Origin of the sequence: Anaerosphaera multitolerans (assembly GCF_004006535.1) — a bacterium.
Classification (GTDB): domain Bacteria; phylum Bacillota; class Clostridia; order Tissierellales; family Peptoniphilaceae; genus Anaerosphaera; species Anaerosphaera multitolerans.
In genome coordinates, this window is the sequence record NZ_RLIH01000021.1 from 1 (window position 1) to 20,103 (window position 20,103).

The 20,103-nt window shown below is 33.1% G+C and carries 19 protein-coding genes; 11 read left to right on the forward strand and 8 right to left on the reverse strand.

Going from position 1 to position 20,103, the window contains the following annotated elements; translation table 11 throughout:
* Positions 1-184 precede the first annotated feature (184 nt).
* Positions 185-1,528: an MATE family efflux transporter gene (locus EF514_RS10125; protein WP_240649057.1), complete on the reverse strand. Its 1,344-nt coding sequence runs from the start codon at positions 1,526-1,528 to the stop codon at positions 185-187.
* A gap of 320 nt (positions 1,529-1,848) precedes the next feature.
* On the opposite strand from EF514_RS10125, the gene EF514_RS10130 reads away from it, so the two are divergent.
* From EF514_RS10130 to EF514_RS10170, 9 genes are all read left to right on the forward strand, one after another.
* Positions 1,849-3,285 carry a phospholipase D family protein gene (locus EF514_RS10130; protein WP_127725337.1) on the forward strand — a complete coding sequence of 479 codons (1,437 nt, stop codon included), beginning with the start codon at positions 1,849-1,851 and terminating at the stop codon, positions 3,283-3,285.
* Between the two features lie 10 nt (positions 3,286-3,295).
* Positions 3,296-3,850 (forward strand): CDP-alcohol phosphatidyltransferase family protein, encoded by a 555-nt coding sequence (locus tag EF514_RS10135; protein ID WP_127725338.1) that lies wholly within the window; start codon positions 3,296-3,298, stop codon positions 3,848-3,850.
* A 103-nt stretch (positions 3,851-3,953) separates the two neighbouring features.
* A complete protein-coding gene (locus tag EF514_RS10140; protein ID WP_127725339.1) occupies positions 3,954-4,640 on the forward strand; it encodes a peroxiredoxin in 687 nt (228 codons plus the stop codon).
* A 55-nt stretch (positions 4,641-4,695) separates the two neighbouring features.
* Entirely contained in the window at positions 4,696-5,367 is a 672-nt protein-coding gene (locus tag EF514_RS10145) for a Crp/Fnr family transcriptional regulator (RefSeq protein ID WP_127725340.1), read from the forward strand.
* A 2-nt stretch (positions 5,368-5,369) separates the two neighbouring features.
* A complete protein-coding gene (locus tag EF514_RS10150) occupies positions 5,370-6,167 on the forward strand; it encodes an alpha/beta fold hydrolase (RefSeq protein WP_127725341.1) in 798 nt (265 codons plus the stop codon).
* Between the two features lie 318 nt (positions 6,168-6,485).
* Complete coding sequence (locus EF514_RS10155; RefSeq protein WP_127725342.1) at positions 6,486-7,763, forward strand: polysaccharide deacetylase family protein; 1,278 nt, start codon at positions 6,486-6,488, stop codon at positions 7,761-7,763.
* Positions 7,764-7,849: 86 nt separating this feature from the next.
* A complete protein-coding gene (locus tag EF514_RS10160) occupies positions 7,850-8,848 on the forward strand; it encodes a D-cysteine desulfhydrase family protein (protein ID WP_127725343.1) in 999 nt (332 codons plus the stop codon).
* Positions 8,849-8,859: 11 nt separating this feature from the next.
* The gene (gene lysA, locus EF514_RS10165; RefSeq protein WP_127725344.1) at positions 8,860-10,128 is read left to right on the forward strand and encodes a diaminopimelate decarboxylase; all 1,269 of its coding nucleotides are present in this window, start codon (positions 8,860-8,862) and stop codon (positions 10,126-10,128) included.
* A 16-nt stretch (positions 10,129-10,144) separates the two neighbouring features.
* Positions 10,145-11,401: a dicarboxylate/amino acid:cation symporter gene (locus tag EF514_RS10170; protein WP_127725345.1), complete on the forward strand. Its 1,257-nt coding sequence runs from the start codon at positions 10,145-10,147 to the stop codon at positions 11,399-11,401.
* Positions 11,402-11,453: 52 nt separating this feature from the next.
* Here EF514_RS10170 and EF514_RS10175 read toward each other — a convergent pair whose 3' ends face one another.
* The gene (locus EF514_RS10175) at positions 11,454-12,332 is read right to left on the reverse strand and encodes a LysR family transcriptional regulator (protein WP_127725346.1); all 879 of its coding nucleotides are present in this window, start codon (positions 12,330-12,332) and stop codon (positions 11,454-11,456) included.
* A gap of 121 nt (positions 12,333-12,453) precedes the next feature.
* On the opposite strand from EF514_RS10175, the gene EF514_RS10180 reads away from it, so the two are divergent.
* Positions 12,454-14,385 (forward strand): aconitate hydratase, encoded by a 1,932-nt coding sequence (locus EF514_RS10180; protein WP_127725347.1) that lies wholly within the window; start codon positions 12,454-12,456, stop codon positions 14,383-14,385.
* Between the two features lies 1 nt (position 14,386).
* A complete protein-coding gene (locus EF514_RS10185) occupies positions 14,387-14,992 on the forward strand; it encodes an RraA family protein (RefSeq protein WP_127725348.1) in 606 nt (201 codons plus the stop codon).
* Between the two features lie 124 nt (positions 14,993-15,116).
* On the opposite strand, the gene EF514_RS10190 is transcribed toward EF514_RS10185, so the two are convergent.
* From EF514_RS10190 to metG, 6 genes are read right to left on the reverse strand one after another with little or no spacing between them, the layout of a single operon-like run.
* On the reverse strand, positions 15,117-15,347 hold the full coding sequence (locus tag EF514_RS10190; protein WP_127725349.1) for a glutaredoxin family protein: 231 nt from the start codon (positions 15,345-15,347) through the stop codon (positions 15,117-15,119).
* Positions 15,348-15,393: 46 nt separating this feature from the next.
* A complete protein-coding gene (locus EF514_RS10195) occupies positions 15,394-15,750 on the reverse strand; it encodes an ArsR/SmtB family transcription factor (protein WP_127725350.1) in 357 nt (118 codons plus the stop codon).
* A gap of 8 nt (positions 15,751-15,758) precedes the next feature.
* Positions 15,759-16,610, reverse strand: a complete 852-nt coding sequence (gene rsmA, locus EF514_RS10200; RefSeq protein WP_127725351.1) for a 16S rRNA (adenine(1518)-N(6)/adenine(1519)-N(6))-dimethyltransferase RsmA — start codon at positions 16,608-16,610, stop codon at positions 15,759-15,761.
* Positions 16,594-17,142, reverse strand: a complete 549-nt coding sequence (rnmV, locus tag EF514_RS10205) for a ribonuclease M5 (RefSeq protein ID WP_127725352.1) — start codon at positions 17,140-17,142, stop codon at positions 16,594-16,596. Before rnmV ends, rsmA begins: the two co-directional genes overlap by 17 nt.
* Positions 17,135-17,899: a TatD family hydrolase gene (locus tag EF514_RS10210; RefSeq protein WP_127725353.1), complete on the reverse strand. Its 765-nt coding sequence runs from the start codon at positions 17,897-17,899 to the stop codon at positions 17,135-17,137. Before EF514_RS10210 ends, rnmV begins: the two co-directional genes overlap by 8 nt.
* A gap of 10 nt (positions 17,900-17,909) precedes the next feature.
* Positions 17,910-19,874: a methionine--tRNA ligase gene (gene metG / locus EF514_RS10215; RefSeq protein ID WP_127725354.1), complete on the reverse strand. Its 1,965-nt coding sequence runs from the start codon at positions 19,872-19,874 to the stop codon at positions 17,910-17,912.
* Positions 19,875-20,103 lie beyond the last annotated feature (229 nt).

Below are 20,103 nucleotides of genomic sequence, written 5' to 3' on the forward strand. Positions count from 1 at the left end.
GAATATCCTCCTAATATTTATTAGATATAATCACTAAGATAAGTTAATAATACAACAAAGTTCTTGATAAATCAACATTAAAGAGCTTTTTAATCCAATTGTATTCTTCCCTTTTATCCTTGATTTTTTACTTCTTAAAATGAAAATAATAATTGATTTTTCCAAAGTTTAGTTTAACGATTCACTACCTATTTGTTTCAATTTTTCTCAGGGCAAATTTCTTTAAATAGTAAAGACAATATACAAGAGACGCCACTTCTGCTATTGGGTAAGCAATCCAAACTAAGTCCAGATTTCCAAAAAAGCTTAATATATACACTCCCGGTACCAACACCAATATTTGTCTTATTATAGTAGAAATAAGGGAAAGTACTCCGTTTCCCAAAGCCTGAAATACAGCCTGACAAATTACTACAATTCCGGCCATTATAAATGAAATAGATACTATTCTTAGTGCAGTGGAACCTATCTCCAAAAGATGATCCGATGCATTAAATATCATCAACAATTGATTTGGAAATATTTGGAAAATCAGCAATCCCACTACCATTACAGCCGTCGCAATTTTAAAACTTAAAAATATAGTCTGCTTTGTCCTATCCACATTCCTTGCCCCGTAATTATAGGCTATTATTGGAATCATTCCGTTGTTCAATCCAAAAACAGGCATAAATACAAAGTTTTGAATCTTATAATATACTCCAAGAGCAGCTACAGCTGTTGTAGAAAATCCAAGTAGAATTTTATTTAAAAGGTAAACTGCCAAACTTCCCGTAGCCATTAAAGCAAAGCTGGGAATCCCCACAGCGTAAATTTGTTTTACTGTTTTAAAGTCCAATTTAAACTTTTGAATTTTAATTTCCTTATTATATTTAAGGTTAAAGAATAGTCCCAGTGCGGCTGCAGAACACTGCCCTATTACAGTTGCAATGGCAGCTCCTGTAACTCCCATTTTAGGTGCACCATATAGACCGAAGATTAAAATCGGGTCAAGTATTATGTTAAGAATAGCACCTAGTATTTGAGTAATCATAGAGTACATTGAGAGCCCCGTAGATTGAAGTAATCTTTCCATTGTAATTTGCATAAATATTCCAATTGAAAGTACAGTACAAGCAGTTAAGTATTCCACTCCGTAATTTATTATAATAGTATTATCAGTTTGAGTAGCAAAGTACATCCTCGGAAAAACAAGTCCAATTACTACAAAAATCAATGCGTGAAAAATTGATAGAAGTACGCCACTTTCAGCTGCTAAATTAACCTTGGAAAAGTTTCTTTCTCCCAAAGATCTGGAAATAAGCGAATTCATCCCTACCCCAGTTCCAATTGCCAACCCCGTCATTAAATTTTGAATTGGAAATGCCATGGAGACTGCTGTAAAAGCCTCCTCGTTTATAAGCGAAACAAAATGTGAATCTACAATGTTGTAAAGCGATTGGATGAGCATGGATACCATAATCGGAAAGGAAATTTTAAACAATAGCTTCCCTATGGGATCAACACCCATTCTATTTTCTTTTGTCAATAAAACACTTCCTTTCTTTTTAGTATTAATTTAAATAAAAAATAAAAATAATATCGGCATAGAAATACCTATTGCACTTAATTTTTCTATACTTCTGTAAAGTTTAAATAAATTATCAAAGTGCAATTCATCACCTTTTATAATATCATATTTAGCTTTAAACTACTTAAAATATTTTATTTATCAACTTTATATAAAAATACAATTCGCTAAAATAAAAACCACAGCTATTTGGGTATTAATATATTAAACGAAGTTTTTTATTGACTTAATGATTTAGACTTTGATTTAATCGATTTATTATTGAAAGGAAGATAGATGTGACAGTTAATAAGACCTTTAAATTTATAGTTTTGATTTTAATAATCTGGCTTATATTTGCTTTAATAACCTCTACCTTAGCCTGTGTTTTTGATAAAACTTTAAGCGAAAATGCTAAAAAGTATTTTTCTAATTTAAATTATTTTGGAAATAAGGGTGAGGGCCCTGACAGAGCTTGTATTATTGAAGCTCCTGTTGACGCTTTAAATATAAGATTTGAAATAATTAAAAATTCAAAAAAAAGTTTAGATATAGTCTATTATAAAATTGCAGACAGTATAAGTACACGAGCTTTTCTAAAAGAAGTAGTCGATGCTGCAAACAGAGGAGTAAAAATCAGACTTTTAGTTGACGGAAAAATATCTTATATTAGTGGTGTTGAATTTAATAATATAATTAAAGTACTTAATTCCAATCCGAATATAGAATGTAGAGTTTATAATAAATTTAATCCTTTAAAACCTTGGTCTTTACATATGCTACTTCACGACAAGTTTATTATTTCAGATAACGAAATGCTACTGCTGGGGGGAAGAAACATAGATGAGAGACATTTCGGACCTAACCACTTCAATAAAGCCATTACTAATGACAGAGATGTTTTTATATGTAAGACTGAAAATTCAACTGAAGTGGAAAGTTCCATTGATCAATGTTTAAAGTATATGGATTCTCTTTGGAACTATGAAAATTCAACGAAAGTAAAAGAAGTAAAAAACAATAGAATTTCGGAAAAATATAATAATTCTTTTGAAGAGGCTAGCGCTCAATTTCAAAGAGAAAATCCTCAGTTTTATGAAAAGACTTTAGAAGATTATAAAAATTTCACTGTTCCCACTGCAAAAATTACTTTAATTCATAATCCCATTGAATCAAAGAAAAAAGAACCTTGGGTTGGATATACTCTGCAAAGAATAGCCCTTAATTCTAAGGACTCAATAACTCTACAAACTCCCTATTCAACGGGAAATAAAGATTTATTGCTGACTTTAGGTAAATGTGCACCTAATGTTGAGTTGACTATGATTACAAATTCCGCAGCATCTACTCCAAATTTGCCGGCTTTTTCAAATTATTTAGGCCATAGGAAGAAATTTATTGATACAGGTGCAAATATTTATGAATTTCAGTCCAAAGATTCTATTCACGAAAAATCTTTGGTATTTGACCGCAGACTTTCCGCAATAGGAACTTTTAATTTAGATGATAGAAGCTTATACTTAGATACTGAATCTATGCTGGTAATAGATAGCGAAGAACTTGCACAGAATCTTTCAGAGATTATGAATGAAATTAAGAGCCAATCCCTTAAAGTAGGGCATAATAATGATTATATAAATTCAGAAAATGTTGTAATGGTTCCTGTATCCCCAGTTAAAAAAGTCGCTTTAAAAATAACCTACTACATTTTAAGACCTGTTCAATTTTTATTATAAGGAGATAAGTATGAAAAATATTCCAAATCTGCTTTCACTTTTGCGTATATTGTTAATTCCCTTTTTCGTACACCAATTATTAATTGGTAATACTTTAAATGCAGGTATAATTTTACTTATATCTGCATTAACCGATTTTTTAGATGGAAAGCTTGCTCGAAAATTCGGGTGGATAACAGATCTGGGTAAGGTACTGGATCCCATTGCAGACAAACTTACTCAATTTGCCGTATCCATAACCTTGGCAATAACCCTTAGACAGTATTGGATTTTCTTTGCAGTAATTATCTTTAAGGACATAGTAATCTTACTGGGAGGAGGCTACTTAATGAAAAGGGGGATTAAATTAGAAGGAGCAAAATGGTTTGGCAAAGTCGCAACTTTTATCTACTACTTTGCAACTATTTTAATTATATTGATTCCCGGCATGCCTAATTGGTTTATAACTTTGATTTTATCTTTAGCAGTTATATGCGCTTTAATATCAGCTTTCTTATATATACCTGAATTTTTCAAATATAAGAAAAACAACAATCCTAACTCCCAATCTTTTAAAGGTGACTAAGTCACCTTACTTTTATTACTACTTGGGTATAATGATAATAACAGTCAAAAACTTAAACTGTAATAAAAAATTTTATATAGAGATGATTTGAAAGGAGATTTTTATGGAAGAAAATATCAATGTTGTTGAAACCAAAATGCCTTTAATTGGTGATAAGGCACCTGAATTTAAGGCTGTAACTACTCAAGGTGAAATTAATTTCCCATCTGATTACAAAGGAAGTTGGGTTATTTTATTCTCTCACCCTGCAGATTTTACACCGGTTTGTACTACTGAATTTATGACATTTGCTTCTATGGCAGATGAATTTAAGGAGTTAAATACCGAACTTGTTGGACTATCAGTAGACTCACTTTATGCTCATATAGCATGGCTTAGAAAAATTCAAGAGTTAGAGTGGAACGGAATGAAAGATGTGGAAGTAAAGTTCCCGTTAATAGAAGATATTAAAATGGATGTTTCAAATAAATACGGTATGATTCAACCAGGTCAAAGTAATACTCAAGCAGTGCGTGCGGTATTCGTAATTGACCCTGAGGGAATTATTAGAACTATACTTTACTACCCACTATCAACCGGACGTAACTTTGATGAAATTAAACGTATTATACTAGCTCTTCAAAAAGCTGATGCAGATAGTGTTGCTACACCGGCTGACTGGCGTCCTGGCGATGATGTAATAGTTCCTACTGCAGGATCTTGCGGAGTTGCTAAAGAGCGTATGGAAAGTCAAGAAAGTGATCAATACTGTCTTGATTGGTTTATGTGCTTTAAAAAAGAAAGTAAATAATAGTTATTTGCAAGAATCACCTTTTGCCCTTATACTTTAGGCAGAGGTGATTTTTTTGTCTAAAAACACATATTCTTTAGAATCTTTCTTTCCTTTTTGGAATAAACTTTCAAAATCCCATCAAAATTTATTAAGGGAAAATACAGAAAATCTTATTTTCAAAAAAGGAAGTGAAGTTCTAAACAGTGATACTGAATGTCTTGGATTAATTTTTGTAAGAAGCGGCATCCTTCGAGCCCATATAGTTTCAGATTCAGGGCGGGAAGTAACTCTGTATAGGTTACTACAGGGAGATATCTGTCTTCTTTCCGCATCTTGCATTATGAGTAATATTCAATTTAAAATTCATTTAGAAGCCGAGGAAGATTCACACACTTACATACTCAACACCTCGGCCTATGAAAAACTTATCACTGAAAGTATTCTTTTTTCCAATTATATAAATGAAATTATAAGCTCCAGATTTTCTGAAGTTGTTTGGACCTTGGAACAAATCTTATTTAAAAGTATGGACTCACGAATAGCAGATTTTCTTGTTGAACAGTCTATTTTACAAGAAAGCGACATATTATCACTCACTCACAATCAAATTGCTAAAAATTTAGGTACGGCACGTGAGGTAATATCAAGAATTTTAAAGTACTTTCAAAACGAAAATATTTTAACAGTAACAAGAGGAAAAATTAAAATACTGGATAAAAAGTCTTTAATTGCACTTTCGAGGTAGTTATGGATAAAAATTTTATTTTAACAAGTGGTAATAAAGTCCATTACTGGATTAAAAAGAAAAATATAAAGGCCGATACAATTGTCTTTACTCATGGTTTAACCGGAGACCATAGCCTTTTTAAAAAACAAATTGATTTATTTTCCAAGGACTTTAATATAATTACTTGGGACATGCCTCTACATGGTCTCTCCATACCTTATAAAGATTTTTCCCTTAGAAACGCAGCAAAAGATTTAAAGCTAATTTTGGAAAAAGAAAATATTCAAAAAGTCAATTTAGTAGGGCAGTCCGCCGGAGGTTTTGTAAATCAAGCTTTTGTTCAAATGTATCCCGAAAATGTAGTGTCCTTTATAGCTTTAGGATCCACTCCCTTTGGAGAAAAATACTATAAAAATTCCGAACTATTTTGGAGTGAACACTATTCTGAAATAGCCTCCCTAATACCCTATAAATTATACTGTAGCCTCAGTGCTAAAGCCTCATGTGTTTCGAAAGAAGGTCAGTCTATATTCTATGACTGTCTCTTAAATCTTGGTAAACAAAATATGAAAATTGCAACTAAGGCATATTATGAAGACTTTAGAAATTATAATGAGGTGAAATTTAACTGTCCTGTTCTATTGTTAGTGGGCCAATATGACAAAATCGGATATGTAAAGCGTTACAATAAAATGTGGGCCAAAAAGACAAATTATCCTTTAATAATGATTCCAAAGGCCGGTCATGGAGCTAATCTTGACAACCCATCTTTTTTTAACAAAACCCTTGAAAATTTTTTAAAGGAGAAAGATTGCTAGATAGTAACTTTTATTAAATAGTATATACTTTCCTCTTTGATAAAAGTGAGAACTCTATAAAAAGCTTATGTTAATAAAAATTTAAGTCAAGGAAATATATTCTATCTGACATACTTCATTGTATTTTTATTAAGTTTTCCTGATTTTCAAAATCAATATTTAAATCTAAAACTAGATGTTAGAAAAAAATTATTTAACCTCTTTTTTAAGTCTCTACAAAGGTGCGATTTATAAGGTAATATCTTCCCTTTTCCCTTTATAATTCCCTTGAAAAATAGGATGATATAGTATATCCTTTTATTAGCAGTGGAGGTTAAAATGAAGAATTTTTTTAAGAAGAACAAAAACTTAAATACTGAACAAGACAACAACGTTGAAAACGAAATAAATAATGTAGATAACAACTCCAAAAACAGAGATTATATAGATGAAAAAAATAAATTAATAGATATGGACGAAATTGAAAGTCTAATATATATAGATAAAAATTCCCAAAAAAGAAAAACCGATGAACCTAGAAAAACTAAAACTACTCAAACAGGCAAATCAAAAAGAGCTGATTTTACCAACCTAGATGATAAGGAGAAAATTAAACAACAAAAGCGAAGTAAAGCTTGGCAAATGAAAATGAGAAGAAGGCGTATTGCTTTTGTTATCATTGTAGTTGCACTTATTATTTTAATAGTTAAATTAATTTCTACCTTTGTCGGTAGAAATCAAAAATCAACTGTCCAACCTAAGTTAGCATCTTGGTATGTGGGAGAAATTTTTAGAGAGAATAATAAAGATTATACAAGTTCAATTGAAAGTCCTAAAAATGAAACTGACAGAATGATGCTTGCCTATAGTAGGGCATCGGGAATAAATAAAAGAATTATGCCCGGATCCAACCACTTGGTTTCAGCATCTTCTTATGCCTATGATACCAAGGAGATAAGAGAGTATATTAGAGGTGAAGCTGAATATCAAGGAAGGGAAAAACTTGTGTTTTTAACTTTTGACGACGGTCCTAACACTACTGTTACGCCTCAAATTCTAAATATACTTAAGAAAAACGACGTTCATGCAACTTTCTTTACTGTTGGAAAAAACATAGTTGAAAGTAATTATGGAGTATTGGAAAAAACTTTAATGGACGGAAATTCACTGGGGCTTCATTCTTTTTCACACGATTATGACCTGCTCTATCCTGAAAAAACCGGAGACACTGAACAAATTTTGGAAGAGGCAAGACTTACCGCCGGAAGACTAGAAAAAGTCTTTGGAGAAGATTTTAAAGCCACTGTGTGGCGATATCCAGGAGGACATCTATCATGGCAGGGCTTAAATGAATCTGACGAACAGCTTAAAGCAATGGGAATTGAATGGATTGATTGGAACTCTCTATCAGGGGATTCCGAGAAAAAATCTCTGCGTCCAAGTAGCGTTGAAGAAGAGGTTAACTACATTATAAAAACTCTTAACCAAAATTTACATTCAGACGTGGCCGTAGTTTTAATGCATGATGCAACTGACAAACAACTTACTGTCGATAGTCTTCAAAGTGTAATTGACTATTTTAAAGAAAATAATTATAAGTTTGGAATTTTAAAATAAGGTCTGTTTTTATACAGATCTTATTTTTATTACGTAATTATTAAGGAAGTATGTTATAATGTTTAAAATTATAAAGGGGTGTTAGTATGAATATTGAAATGGAAAAAATTTCCTTGGCAAATCTGCCCACTAAGATTGAAAGATTGGATTACACTTCAAATAAATTTAAAAGAAATATATTTATTAAAAGAGATGATTTCACAGGAATTGAATTAAGCGGAAACAAGGTGCGAAAACTTGAATATGCTTTGGCTGAGGCTCTTAGTCAAGGTGCAGATACTATAATTACCTGTGGCGGAATTCAATCAAACCATGCTCGCGCTACGGCAGCCGCAGCTACTAAATTGGGGCTTAAATCCATTTTAATCCTATCTTCTGATGAGGAACTTCCTCCTAACGGGAATTATCTTTTAGATATGCTTTTGGGCGCTGAGGTTAGATTTATAAGTAGCGAAGATTATTCCCATAACCTTAAAGCTATTTTAAATGAAGTTGCGGAAAATTTAAAAAACGAAGGACGAAAAGGTTACATAATTCCAACAGGAGCTTCAAACGGTATTGGAACCTTTGGATATTTCAATGCTTTAAAAGAAATAGTTGAACAAGAAAAACAGCTTGGTTTAGAATTTGATACTATTTGCTGTACAGTTGGCTCCGGAGGAACCTATGCGGGACTTTGCCTCGGCAACAAAATTCTTAATCTAAATCGTCAGATTATAGGGTTTAATATCAGCTCCACCAAGGAATATTTTATTGATGAAGTAATTAAAATCTCAAAAGAGTTTTATAGCTATTTGGAGGGAAATAATACTTTAGAGGAAGCGGATATTAAAATTATTGACGGAAATGTTGGTTTAGGCTATGCCCTTTCCACGCCGGAGGAGTTAAAGTTTTTAAATGACTTTGCAAAAAACGAGGGAATTATATTAGACCCTGTTTACACAGCCAAGGCTATGAAAGGACTTTACAGTGAGTTGGGAAATCCAAAAACCAATTATCTAAATAATTCAAAAAATATTTTATTTATTCATACAGGCGGACTCTTTGGATTATTTCCTAAAAGCCTTGAATTTGAATTTAATTAAGGAGTTTATAAATGGAAGAAAAAAATAATACTTTATATATAGATGGTGTTAGTACAGTCTATTTAGCTGAAAAATACGGTACTCCACTATATGTTTATTCAGTGACAGACATTAAAAATCGAATAGCTGAATTAAAAGAAGACTTTTTAAATAAATATGAAAACACTACTGTATCCTATGCCTCAAAGGCTTTTTTAACCAAAGCTATGGCAAAATTAATAGCTGAAGAAGGTATAAATTTAGATGTAGTAAGCGGTGGAGAACTTTTCATTGCCTTAAGTGCAAATTTCCCCGCTGAAAAAATTGAATTTAACGGAAACAACAAACTTTATGATGAAATAGACCTTGCAGTTAAAAATAGTGTGGGAAAAATAATAATAGATGGCGCCTCTGAGTTGGATATGATTATTGACTGTGCCAAGAAATATAATAAAAAAGTAAATGTACTTTACAGAGTTACTCCCGGAATTGACGCCCATACCCATGAATATATTTCAACAGGTAAGGCTGATTCCAAATTCGGTTTTCCTCTTGATGAAGTACTTGAAGAAGTTAAGAAAGCAAAAAACAGCGAGTATATTAACTTTTTAGGTTACCACTTCCACTTAGGAAGCCAACTTTTTGAAAATGATATCTACCTAAATGCCTTGGACATAGTTTTTGAATTAATTGAGGATACTATTAATAAGACAGGAGAAAACATTAAGGAATTAAATATAGGAGGCGGTTTTGGAATAACCTATACTTCTGAAAAAAGGCAGCCTTTTTCCTATTTTTTAGAGCCCGTTATGGAAAAAATCGAAGGATATTTTTCTTTAAAAAACTTAGAAAGACCTACAATTACCATTGAACCCGGTAGAAGTATTGTCGGTGAAGCGGGATACACACTCTATACTGTTGGAAGCATTAAAGACATTGAAGGTATTAGAAAATATGTGGCTATAGATGGAGGAATGACAGATAATATTAGACCTGCCCTCTACAGTGCAGAATATAGAGCAATAGTTGCAAATAATATAAAGGGAGATCCTCTTGAAACTGTAACTATTTGCGGTAAGTGTTGTGAATCCGGCGACATTATTATAAAAGATGCTCAGATTCCGCTTACCCAGCCCGGTGATATAATTTGTATTCCTTCTACAGGCGCCTATGGATATTCCATGGCAAGCAACTATAATTGTCTTTTAAAGCCTGCGATTGTCTTTGTAGAAAATGGGGAAGATAAATTAGTCTTAAAAAGAGAAACCTATAATGATTTAATCAGAAATGAAACTGAATAATTGAGAGGGTAAAAAAATGAAAGAAAAAAGCAATTTTTTAAAAAATTATAAATTTCCAATAATACTTTTATTTTCCATTATTTTGGGAAGTATAATAGGTCTAATTATGGGAGAAAAAGCAACTGTAATTAAACCTTTCGGAGATATTTTTATAAATCTTATGTTTACTGCAGTAGTTCCTTTGGTTTTTGTTACAATTGCCAGTGCAGTAGGCAATATGCTCAATATGAACCGCCTTGGTAAAATATTGGGAACTATGTTGTTAGTATTCTTCATTACAGGAGCCATAGCTTCCACTTTAATAATTATAGTGGTTAAAATATTTCCTCCTGCTGAAGGCGTAAATTTAGCTCTTGAAATGGGAGAGGAAATTCAGAAAATATCTCTTGGAGAACAAATTGTAAAAGCGGTAACAGTTTCCGATTTTAATGAGCTGCTTTCTAAAAACAATATGTTGCCTCTTATTATCTTTGCAATTTTATTTGGCTTTTGTGTAGCTACAGTGAAAGATCCCGAAAAGCGAATTGCAAAACTACTAGATGCTCTTGGAGAAGTTATGATGAGGCTTATAAATATTATAATGTTATATGCTCCAATTGGACTTGGCGCATATTTCGCAGCACTTATAGGGGAGTTCGGTCCTCAGCTACTTGGAAGTTATTTAAAAGCCATGGTAATTTATTATCCGCTGTGTTTTCTATACTTATTTATTTTCTTCCCTATATACTCCTATGTTGCGGGAGGAAAACAAGGTGTTAAAAGGATGTTAAAATACATAGCTCCACCTGCTATAACTTCCTTTGCAACAGGTTCCTCAATTGCTACAATACCCGTTAACCTTACGGCAGCACAAAACATTGGAGTTCCTAAGGACATAAGGGAGATAGTCCTTCCCATAGGTGCAACTATGCACATGGACGGTACCTGTTTATCTTCCATTTTAAAAATATCCTTTCTCTTTGGAATATTTGGACAGGATTTCAGTGGCATAGGTACTTACCTAACTGCAATTTTAATATCTGTACTTGGCGGAGTGGTAATGAGTGGAGTTCCCGGCGGAGGACTTATTGGGGAAATGTTAATAGTAAATCTGTACGGTTTCCCGCCGGAAGCATTTCCTGTAATTGCAACTATTGGATTTTTAGTTGACCCTCCAGCTACGATGATTAACTCATCGGGAGACACTATTGCATCAATGCTTATTGCAAGATTTGTAGAGGGAAAAGACTGGATTGAAAAAACTTTAAAAAAAGAAAATATTAATGATGAATAAATAATTTTAAAACACGAAAAGGTAGATTGTAAAAAATAATCTACCTTTTTTATTAAACTTTGGAAATTACAGGAATTTTATCCACAATTTCACCATACTTATCATCAATATAAGCCACTACAGTCTCCCGACTTGCATATTCGCCTGTATAATCAAAGTAACAAACATCGCTGTACTTGGTAATCATACTTGGTAATAATGAAACTCCAATATTGTAATGAACTAAGGAGTTCAGCGTATCTAAATTTTCAGCCTCTAAAATAACTTTAGGACTAAATCCGTAACTCTTACATATCTTTTCAGATAACTCTCTTAACTTTAAACCTTCATTTAAGAGTACAAAATCCTCATCTTTTAAAATAGATAGGTCTATCTCTCCCTTTTTCAACTTCTTTAAAGTTTCCGCTTTACTGTTCTTCTCATTTACTGCAATTGAAAAATTTTCCATATAAACAGTCCTGTATTTTATCTTGGGAGAGTATATGGGCAATGGAATTATAGCAAGGTCTACATCTCCTCTTAACAAGTTTTCCTCAGTAATTTTTGAATCTGCTTCAACAATTTTTATTTCCTTTCCAGGGCATAACTTTTGAAGTTCGGGTATGACTTTAGGCAGAAAGTATTTTCCATAAAACTGTGAAATCCCCAAAGTTAAAGTTTTGGAAGATTTTCCCGCGAACTCTTCCATTCTACTCAGTAAATTATTATAGGATTCTATAAGTTTAATAGCCTCCTCTACAAATATTTCTCCTGCCTCTGTAATCTCAACCTTGGACTTATTCCTTAAAAAAATTTCTACTCCCAGTTCTTCCTCCAATTTTTTAACATACTGGCTAAGAGCAGGCTGGCTTACAAATGATTTTTTTGCAGCCTTTGAAAAATTTTTTGTCTCTGCAATTGCTACTATGTACCTTAATTGATTAATATTCACTTTATTCTCCTTATAAATTCTTATAACTAATCCTTATAAGCTGATTATATTTTAATATTTCCAAAAAATCAACATTAATACTATATTTATATTAACAAAGTAGTTTAAGAAGAGGTAAAATATGAAATTAACTTTAACAGAAAAATTAATAAAAAACTCTCTAGTAGAGGGGAGTTTAGAAAGAGGTACAAGGATTGGAATTAAAGCTGACCAAGCTCTTATGCATGACTTAAATGCCATGATGACCTACCTTGCCCTGGAGTCTTTGGAATTGGACAAAGTAAAGATAAACTTAGCTGTCCAGTACATAGATCACAATATGATGCAGGCTGATTTTAAAAATGACGATGACCACAGATATATTCAAGATATAACATCAAAATTGGGAATAATTACTGCAAGACCCGGTAGTGGGATATGTCACCAACTTCATCTTGAACATTGGGGTATTCCAGGTAAATCATTAATAGGCGGAGATTCTCACACTGTTGCAGCCGGTGGAATTGCTATGCTTTCCATAGGAGTTGGAGGTTTTGATAGTGCAATGGTACTTGCAGGCGAAACATTTTATTTTACTATGCCTAAAATTGTAAAAGTTGAACTTACAGGCAAATTACCTCCCTTTGTTTCAGCTAAAAATATTATATTGGAAGTTCTAAGGCGAATAGGTGTTAAAGGCGGTGTAGGTAAAATTTTGGAATATACAGGTCCGGGAGTAAAGACATTAAATGTCGCTGAGAGATCTACTATTACCAATATGGGACAAGAAACAGGCGCAACTACTTCAGTATTTCCAAGTGATGAAAATACTAGACAATGGCTTAGAGCTTATAACAGGGAAAAAGATTACCAGCCTTTAGAAGCAGATGATGGAGCTGTTTATGATGAAGTTATAAAGATTAATCTATCAGCTTTGGAACCTTTAATAGCTCTACCCCATCTTCCAGATAATATAGTACCGCTTTCAGATGTCCTTGGAACTAAAGTTGATCAAGTTATGATTGGTAGCTGTACCAATACAGCTTTAAATGATATTTTATCTGTTGCAAATATTTTAAAGGGAAATACGGTTCATAAGGACGTGGATATAGGTTTATATCCCTCTACTAGGACTGTAATAAGAGAATCTGTAATGAGAGGCGCATATGATGATATAGTTTCAGCTGGAGTTAGGATTTTTGAACCCATATGCGGTGGTTGTAACGGAAACGGTTTTGCGCCAAAGACTGACGGAATATCATTGAGAACCACTCCAAGAAATTTCTATGGTAGAACGGGAACCAAGACCGCACAAGTTTATTTATGTTCACCTGAAGTTGCTGCAGCTTCTGCCCTTTACGGCGTAATTACAGACCCCAGAACTTTAGATATTGATGATATAAAGTATGAACTCCCTGAAAGATTCCTTGATGACAGTAATATATTTGTAATGCCATCACTTTCTCCGGATATAGTTCCTAGAAGAGGACCTAACATTAAACCTATTCCTCCTATGGAGGCAATGGAAGATACAATAAAAGAAAAAGTACTTCTTAAGTTAGATGATGATATAACAACTGATCATATTTGTCCGGCAGGAGCTAAGTACCTTCCCATACGCTCAAATATACCGGAACTATCTAAACACGGTTTTAAAATGGTAGATGAAACTTTCCCAAATAGAGCTAAAGAAGCCGGAGGAGGGATTATTGTTGCAGGGGAAAATTATGGACAAGGCTCCAGCAGAGAACAAGCTGCTATTATTCCAAGGTATTTGGGAATAAAAGCTGTTATTGCCAAAAGTTTTGCTAGACTCCACCTTGCAAATATGTGCAATTGGGGAATTCTTCCCCTTACTTTTGTAGACAGGAGAGACTATGAAAAAATTTCCAGTGAGGATATCTTAGAACTGGATACGTCAAATTTAAAAGAAAACAAAATTTATACCTTAGTAAATAAAACTACAGGTGAAAAAATCTCAGTTCAATCTCCTGCCAGTCAGGACGAATTAAATTATATTAAGGCAGGCGGTCGTATTAATTTAGTTAAGGAAAAATTAAAAGGAATTGAATAATATGAAGAAAAAAGAAAACTTGAAAATTTCCAAAGAAGTCATAGATAACTTGCGCAATATAGATATAACTTCTCTTTCAGATGTATGTGTTTCAAAAGTTTCAATGAATCACCTTATAAAACCAAAAATAAATACCCATAAAATAGTAGGTACTGCAGTTACTTTAAAGCTGCCTAAAGGAGACAGTCTGACAGTTCAAAAAGCATTGAACATTGCCAAAGCAGGAGATGTCTTAGTAGTTGACAGCGGAGGTTCTGTTGAAAATGCAGTTTGGGGAGATTTGAGAAGTCTTAAAGCAAAGAAAAAAGGACTTGAAGGTGTTGTTATTGATGGTGCTATTAGAGACATAGTAGGTTGTAGAGAAATTGGATTTCCCATATTTTCAAAGTACCTTGTATGCGCTTCCAGTACTAAAATAGGTGGTGGAGAGATAAACATTCCCATTACCTGCGGTGATATATTAGTTCATCCCGGAGATGTTATAATAGGTGATGAAAACGGAGTAATTGTACTTCCTAAATCTAATATCCATAGTATAATTGAAAAAGCTCTAAAAAGAGAACAAGAAATTCAACTTGAAAAAGAAAAAATTCTTAATGAAGTTTAAATAGTCTAACAAGAGATGAAGTTTAAATAGTCTAACAAGAGCCGAGCTATCTTTATATAAGACAGTTCGGCTCTTGTTTTTTAGTACATCCATTAAAAAAGACACCTTAGCGTCCTTTATATTTTTATTTATCTAATAACGTATCAAGTCTTGCTTTGTCAAAACCAACAATTTCTTCATTATCAACAACAATTACAGGAACTCCTGTATAGCCTTTAGCCATTAACTCAGTTCTTGCTTGTGCATCTGTTTGAACGTTTTTTTCCTCAAAAGCAATATTTTTTTCATTTAAATAATCTTTTGCCATAGTACAATATGGACAAGTGTTTGAAGTATATACTACTACTTTACTCATTTTTATTCCCCCTTAAAATTAATATACCCTTTAGATAGATTATTAATCAAGTTCTTTTTTTATGCTCAGCGTGTTTGTAACCCTCTCTAAATAAACTTAAAACGTGTTCGTCATCTAAAGAATATATGGCATATCTACCAATTCGCTTTACTTTAATAAGCTCTTGGTTTCTCAATATTGCCAACTGATGTGAGATTGACGATTGACTCATATTTAAAAGTTCTGAAATATCATTTACACGCAAAGGTGACTTTGAAAGCAGGTAAATAATTTTCAACCTTGTAGGATCACCTAAGGCTTTAAATATGGTGGACAATAAATTTATCAATTCTTCATCATTGGCAAATTTTTCTACATCTTCTTTTAAATTTTTCTTCTCTTCCTCTTTTAATTCGTAATCCATCTCGCCTCCTATATGTTCGGAAAATTTATTGAAAGGACAATAAATTCCTCTGAAGTTAAGGTTTCGGCTCGTCTTTTAGGATCTATATTGGAAACTAAAAGCACTTTGGTCAATTCATTTTTATCTATGGGAAAGCCATAGCTTGAAAGTGAATTTATTAAAGTTTTTCTTCTTTTTGAAAAAGCTGCTTTTACAACTTTAAAAAACTTTTCTCTGTCTATCTTTGGAAGATCTTCTTTTATTTTTAAATTAACTACAGCAGAATCTACATTGGGCTTAGGCATAAATACCGTACTGGGTACAGTAAATTCATAATTTACATCTGAATAAAATTGAATGAAAACTGAAAGAGAACCATAATCTTTAGTATCAGGCTTAGCTACAAATCTATTTGCTACTTCCTTTTGAATCATTACAGTTATGGATTCAATATTTAAATCATCTTCTATTAACTTTGATATTATAGGAGTGGTTACGTAGTAAGGTAAATTTGCAACTACTTTAAAGCTTTCTGTCCCAAAATTTTCCTCTGCAATCTGTTTTAAGTCAGCTTTCAAAACATCTTCAAAATAAATTTTTACATTGTCATAGGGCAAAGATTCTTTTAGCAGCTCCTTAAGTTTTTCATCTATTTCTACAGCAACTACTTTCTTCCCCCTTAAGGCCAATTCCTCTGTAAGAGTGCCTATCCCCGGTCCAATTTCTAAAATGTTGTCCTCGCCAGTAATCCCTGCACTATCAACTATTTTTCTCACAACATTTCCATCTATTAGGAAATTTTGTCCTAGAGACTTGGAAAATCTAAAATCATATTTCGTTAGTAATTCAACTACCCTACTTGGTTTAAATAGCCTTTCCATCTTCCACCGCTTTCACTGCCTTAATAAATTCTTCTCTAGTTACTTTAAAACTGTTTAATCTATTTAAAAACTGTTTGGAATTTCCATGGCCTATTTTGAGAATCTCCGAAACTTTCTCCCTTTTCACAGCGGAATTGTCCATTCCCATAAGCCCATGGTCAATTAAATCTTTTTTAGTAAAAGTTTCAACTTTCTCTTCATATTCAGGTCTTGCTTTTTTTATTGCCTCTCTAATATCTTCAACAGTGGCGTTTTCCACTCCAATGTCATCTTTTTTCTTAGCCTTCCCCTGAGGCAGAAAAGCATGTTTTGCACCTTTTATCTGGCCGGAAATATCATTTCTAATTTTATTTCCCATAAAATCGGGATCGGTAAATATAATTATACCCCTTCTTTCATTTAAATCTCTTAAAAGCGCAATTAATTTTTTACCGTAGCCAAATCCATGGGTAATAATAACTTCGGCATCAACGGCAGCCTTAACTGCAGCGACGTCGTCTTTTCCTTCCACAACTATGACCTCTTTAATCATTATAGAACCTCTTTGTATTTACATCGGTTATACTGACTAATTCATCTTCATCCATTCCTCTTATTTTAGCAATTTCCTTTGCCACATACTTAACATACATAGGCTCATTTCTCTTGCCCCTAAAAGGAACAGGTGTCATATAAGGACAGTCCGTTTCCAAAAGAAGCCTATCAATATCAACTTCTTTAGCAACTTCCTTTGGAACTCTGGCATTTTTAAAAGTTACTGCTCCCCCCAAGGAAATATAACAATTTAATTTCATATATCTCTTCATCATATCCACACTTTGGGAAAAGCAATGGATTAAAACTTCAATATCATAGGTCTTCTTAGCCCATTCAACCATCTCATAGGTCTCAAGGGAAGCATCTCTTGAGTGGATTACTATTGGCAGCTTTAACTTATCCGCCAATACAATCTGCCTTTTAAAAACCTCTCTTTGAACATCCCTTGGAGAATGGTCATAATAAAAGTCCAATCCAATCTCCCCAATAGCTCTGACTTTTTTATCTTTGGAAAGTTCTATAAGCTTCTCTTCAACTTCAGGGCTATAGGTCTTAGCTTCATGAGGATGGACTCCTATTACTGCATGAACATTGTCATATTTATTTGCCAATTCCACTGAAGCAATTGAGGACTTTAAATCTGCGCCAATATTGTAAACAAAGTCCACGCCATTGGCTTTTAAATTTTTAATTAATACATCTCTATCATAGTTAAATCTAGCATCATCTAAATGCGCATGTGAGTCTATCAATATACCACTCCTAACAAATTTCAGTTCCGTCAGGTAAATCTTCAAAAATTGTCGCTAAGGAAATTTTTCCATCTTCCGTCTCAGCTGCAAGCAACATTCCCTTAGACTCTATTCCTCTGAATTTAGCCGGTTTTAAATTTGTTATTACAAGAATTTTTTTACCTGTTAAATATTCTTTAGTAAAATCATTTTTTATATTTGAAACTATAGTTCTTCTCTCATTACCTATTTTTAAATTTAACAAGTACAACCTGTCCGCCTTAGGATGATCATCTACAGATTCAATAAGTGCAACTTTAATTTTTAGCTTTCCAAAATCTTCAACAGTACACTCTTCTACTTCTTCAACTTTAGTTTCTACAGGTACTTTAGCCCACTTTGCCTTTTCAGCATCTCTTGTTTCAACTAACTTTTCAGTTGCTTCATCTAATTTTACAATTTCCTTTTCAATGTCAAGCCTTGGGAACAATACGCCCTTATTCTTGACTTTTTCTCCCGCCTCAGTCAAACCCCAAATATTAGAGTCTTCCCATTTCACTTCAGTTTTTATTCTAAGAGCCTTTCTTATCTTTTCAGAAGTTTCAGGAATAAAAGGCTTAATTAAAATTGATGTAATTCTAAGAGATTCAGCTAAATTATATAGCACGCTGTCCAATCTTTCTTTCTTATCTTCATCTCTGGCTAAAATCCAAGGAGTAGTTTCATCAACGTACTTATTGGACCTTCTTACTAAATTCCAAATTGACTCCAGCGCCACTGAAAATTCAAAGTGCTCCATAGCTTCATCTACTTTTTGTGAAGTTGTGGTGGCAATATTAACCAAATCTTCATCAATTTCATCTTCAACTAAAGCTTCAGGAATATATCCGTCATTGTATTTTTCAATCATGGAAATTGTCCTTGAAACTAAGTTCCCAAGGTCATTTGCCAAGTCGGAATTCAATCTGTTCATAAACTTCTGTTTGTTAAAGTTACCGTCCGAGCCAAAGGAAAACTCTCTTAGTAAAAAGTATTTCAGCGCATCTACTCCATATAGTTCAATAATAGGTTCCGGATATACTACATTTCCCTTAGACTTACTCATCTTATCATCATCAAATAATATCCAGCCGTGTCCAAAGACTTTTTTAGGTACAGGCAAATCCAAGGCCATTAAAATTGCTGGCCAGATAATAGTATGAAATCTTACAATTTCCTTTCCAACTAAATGCACATCTGCCGGCCAGTAATTGTTAAATTTCTCCTCATCAGTACCGTAGCCTATAGCTGTTAAATAGCAGCTAAGCGCATCTATCCAAACATATACTACGTGCTTGTCATCAAAAGGTACCTTAACTCCCCAATCAAAAGAAGAACGAGTAACTGATAAGTCATCAAGACCGTCTTTTAAAAAGTTGTTAATCATTTCATTTTTTCTTGATTCAGGTTCTATAAATCCCGGCTCTTCTTCATATAATTTCAAAAGCGCATCTCTGTACTTTGAAAGTTTAAAAAAGTAAGCCTCTTCCTTTTGCAGGTGAGTTTCACGTCCACAGTCGGGACAGAATTTACCTTCAACTAATTGAGACTCCGTCCAAAATGATTCACAAGGAGTACAATAGTATCCCTCATATTCCGACTTATAAATTTCACCCTTATCATAAAGTTTTTGAAATATATCCTGTACATTTTTTTCATGTTGCGGATCGGTGGAACGAACAAAAGCATCATAGCTAATATCCATATCTTTCCATAGTTTTTTTATACTGTCCACTATATTATCCACGTATTCTTTTGGCTCCAAACCAAATTCTTTTGCTTTTAATTCAATTTTTTGACCGTGTTCATCTGAACCTGTAGTGAAAAATACATCATAGCCTTGAAGCTCCTTATATCTCTTTATACAGTCTGCTGCTACAGTACAATAGGTATGTCCAATATGCACATTATCATTTGGATAATAAATTGGTGTTGACAAATAATACTTCTTTTGCATAATTACCTCCATAAAAAACAAACCCCCGCCATATTTTAAGCGAAGGAACTCTGGTAATGTTCTCTTAGTTTAAAAGAACAAATAGCTATAAACTTTATTTCATTTATATCTACTCTGTTCACCTTCTTTTGGAACAGTTTTATCTCATAAATTATATTACATAAAGTCTTTTTTTTCAAGAGTTCACATAGCCCGGCTTTAAACAAGAAAAAAGAGCTCAAAGCTCTTT

Excerpts from the sequence above, each read along its gene's own strand:
- EF514_RS10135 (WP_127725338.1), top strand. The coding sequence starts at position 3,296 with ATGAAAAATATTCCAAATCTGCTTTCACTTTTGCGTATATTGTTAATT.
- EF514_RS10140 (WP_127725339.1), top strand. The coding sequence starts at position 3,954 with ATGGAAGAAAATATCAATGTTGTTGAAACCAAAATGCCTTTAATTGGT.
- EF514_RS10150 (WP_127725341.1), top strand. The coding sequence starts at position 5,370 with ATGGATAAAAATTTTATTTTAACAAGTGGTAATAAAGTCCATTACTGG.
- EF514_RS10155 (WP_127725342.1), top strand. The coding sequence starts at position 6,486 with ATGAAGAATTTTTTTAAGAAGAACAAAAACTTAAATACTGAACAAGAC.
- EF514_RS10160 (WP_127725343.1), top strand. The coding sequence starts at position 7,850 with ATGAATATTGAAATGGAAAAAATTTCCTTGGCAAATCTGCCCACTAAG.
- lysA (WP_127725344.1), top strand. The coding sequence starts at position 8,860 with ATGGAAGAAAAAAATAATACTTTATATATAGATGGTGTTAGTACAGTC.
- EF514_RS10170 (WP_127725345.1), top strand. The coding sequence starts at position 10,145 with ATGAAAGAAAAAAGCAATTTTTTAAAAAATTATAAATTTCCAATAATA.
- EF514_RS10180 (WP_127725347.1), top strand. The coding sequence starts at position 12,454 with ATGAAATTAACTTTAACAGAAAAATTAATAAAAAACTCTCTAGTAGAG.
- EF514_RS10185 (WP_127725348.1), top strand. The coding sequence starts at position 14,387 with ATGAAGAAAAAAGAAAACTTGAAAATTTCCAAAGAAGTCATAGATAAC.
- EF514_RS10190 (WP_127725349.1), bottom strand. The coding sequence starts at position 15,347 with ATGAGTAAAGTAGTAGTATATACTTCAAACACTTGTCCATATTGTACT.
- EF514_RS10195 (WP_127725350.1), bottom strand. The coding sequence starts at position 15,750 with ATGGATTACGAATTAAAAGAGGAAGAGAAGAAAAATTTAAAAGAAGAT.
- rsmA (WP_127725351.1), bottom strand. The coding sequence starts at position 16,610 with ATGGAAAGGCTATTTAAACCAAGTAGGGTAGTTGAATTACTAACGAAA.
- rnmV (WP_127725352.1), bottom strand. The coding sequence starts at position 17,142 with ATGATTAAAGAGGTCATAGTTGTGGAAGGAAAAGACGACGTCGCTGCA.
- metG (WP_127725354.1), bottom strand. The coding sequence starts at position 19,874 with ATGCAAAAGAAGTATTATTTGTCAACACCAATTTATTATCCAAATGAT.